The sequence below is a fragment of the Acinetobacter sp. YH12058 genome, assembly GCF_013419805.1.
In the GTDB taxonomy this organism is placed as follows: domain Bacteria; phylum Pseudomonadota; class Gammaproteobacteria; order Pseudomonadales; family Moraxellaceae; genus Acinetobacter; species Acinetobacter towneri.
The window spans coordinates 1-2,268 of sequence record NZ_VOZL01000053.1 but is presented as its reverse complement, the minus strand read 5'-3'; the positions used below and the strand labels follow the sequence as shown (position 1 = coordinate 2,268).

Here is a 2,268-nt window from a genome sequence, read left to right as displayed (position 1 = left end):
GTTCTTCATAATCTCTTAATGATCTTAATTTCTGCCTCATCAGCAGAAATTTTAACGCAAAACACTTCTAACAACTCAACCCTGTAAGCTAAGTTCGTAGGCTGTTTCGCGTCGGGATGGGTGCATTATAGGGCAATTTCCTACACGTGCAAGTGCTTTTAACTGCTTGTTTTCACGAGTGTTGCATTTTTATGCACCATATTGGCTCAAAAATACACAAACCACCCTATAAACACTTAATTTTAAATAAAATATCTTTTTTATATTTTTATCATCAATATTTACTTATTTTGCAGCAAGCACAGGCTTTACCGTGACACTTAGAATTTTAACCGCTTGTTTAGGTACATTTTGGTGCATCCCATAGTTACCCGTCGGTACTTTCACTATACGATCTACCACATCCATACCTTTAGTGACTTTACCAAATACCGCATAACCAGCATTTCGAGGGCTTCTATTTAAGAAGTCGTTATCTACCACATTAATAAAGAATTGGCTGCTTGCAGAATCAGGGTGATTCATACGTGCCATTGCCAAGGTACCGCGTGTGTTCTTCAAGCCATTACCTGATTCATTGCGAATGGTCGCTTTGGTGGGTTTTTCTTGCATCTTGGCATCCATACCACCACCTTGCACCATAAAGCCTGGAATCACACGGTGGAAGATTGTGCCGTTATAGAAATTTGACTTGGCATAATCTTCAAAGTTTTTTGCAGAAATAGGCGCTTTGTCATTAAACAGCTCGATTTCTATATTGCCCATGCTGGTTTTCATTTCAATAATGCTGTTTGCCGCCATTACATTAAAGCTCATCGCCATTGCGGCAAGTGTGAACATACTTTGTTTTAACATTTACTTGGCAATCCATCTGTGTTGTATTCGGAATTCGTCTATATTAATAAGATTACGAAAATAAATCAGTGGCTATTTTTTATCACGCTGGAAAACTTATGTATAAAAATAATTCAGATCATACCGAACTGTGTTTGCCGCCTTGGTTGTTGCAAGGTGAAGCCTATATTCTAAATTATTGGCTCAGCTCCTCTGCTTTAAAACAGGCACAGATTTTTGGCTTAACACCTTCAGCATTTGGGCGTGTGGTACAAATCATGTTGGTGCGCTATGCACAAAGCCCAATTGGCGCCTATGATGAGTTGCTGATTTTAGATCATCCCGTATTGCAACGACGTGTGTTATCTAATATTCCCAAGATTTTTGTTTCCACAGAATCTTCTGTCCAGCATGGACAACAACTTTGGGGGATTCCTAAAGAATTGGCCACATTTGAATGGCAGATGCATGCTCAGCAAAGCACTTGTACCATTCGACAGGCAGATTTAGAACTTTGTATTCAATTTGAGCAGCATGCAAAAAGTCGATGCATCAATGTAAATAGTCAATATCTGCCTGCTGCATTATTAAAGATCACACAAATGTGGCAAGGTAAATCTTATTGCTTTAGCCCTTCATTTCGTGGTCAATTAATCTCACTAAAACAAGTTTCTTGGCAGCCTAACCCCTCATTGTTTCCCGATGTTTCTCAGGCACGTTTATTGACTGGCTTTTACGTGCCTGCATTTGAACTGATTTTTCCTGAAGCCAAAATTCATTCTAAGAAATAAAGTTCCACGTGAAACAAATTGACCCCAGATATACTGATTTTTAATGGCGAGGACGATCCCAAAACTTTCTAAAGTTTTTACACATTTCAATGCTAAGTTTTTTAGCACGGCTCGACACAAAACTCAGGTTAATAAAACCATGTGCCTGATCAAAATATTCAACATACTTAGCAGTCACCTGATTTTGACGCAATTTATGTGCATAAATTTCAGCTTCATCGTGCAGCACATCATGTCCTGCTGTGACCACAAAAGCAGGCGCTAGTTTTTTCAACTTTCCAAAAGTTGGAGAAATAATCGGATCATCCAAAGCCACCTGATGCTGAGTAGCATAGTGATGCGTCACGAAATCTATATCTTGCTCTGTGAGCACTAAGCCATCTTTATAGGCAAAAAATGAAGGGTGTCGACTTTTAAAATCCAATGCAGGATAAATCAGGAACTGTGCCTCGGGTGCATAGGCACTGTGCACACTACGCTGCGCTACCACTGCCGCAATATTACCGCCTGCACTATGGTAATCCTCCCTAAAAATAATTGAGTTTAAAAGTAGAAAATCGAATAACCTTGATTTAAGGAGATTTTCTATGAAAACATCTAAGTATTCAGACAGCTTGATCATGAGTATCTTGAAGCAAGCTGA

The 2,268-nt window shown here is 39.2% G+C and carries 3 protein-coding genes; 1 reads left to right on the top strand and 2 read right to left on the bottom strand.

The window, feature by feature from the left end:
* Nucleotides 1-285 precede the first annotated feature (285 nt).
* A complete protein-coding gene (locus FTU09_RS13585; protein ID WP_180080573.1) occupies nucleotides 286-855 on the bottom strand; it encodes a peptidylprolyl isomerase in 570 nt (189 codons plus the stop codon).
* 98 nt (nucleotides 856-953) lie between these two features.
* On the opposite strand from FTU09_RS13585, the gene FTU09_RS13580 reads away from it, so the two are divergent.
* Nucleotides 954-1,625, top strand: a complete 672-nt coding sequence (locus FTU09_RS13580; RefSeq protein ID WP_180080570.1) for an acetoacetate decarboxylase family protein — start codon at nucleotides 954-956, stop codon at nucleotides 1,623-1,625.
* Nucleotides 1,626-1,665: 40 nt separating this feature from the next.
* Here the strand turns inward: FTU09_RS13580 and FTU09_RS13575 are convergent.
* On the bottom strand, nucleotides 1,666-2,268 hold a 603-nt coding region (locus FTU09_RS13575), incomplete at its 5' end, for an alpha/beta hydrolase fold domain-containing protein (RefSeq protein ID WP_180080567.1).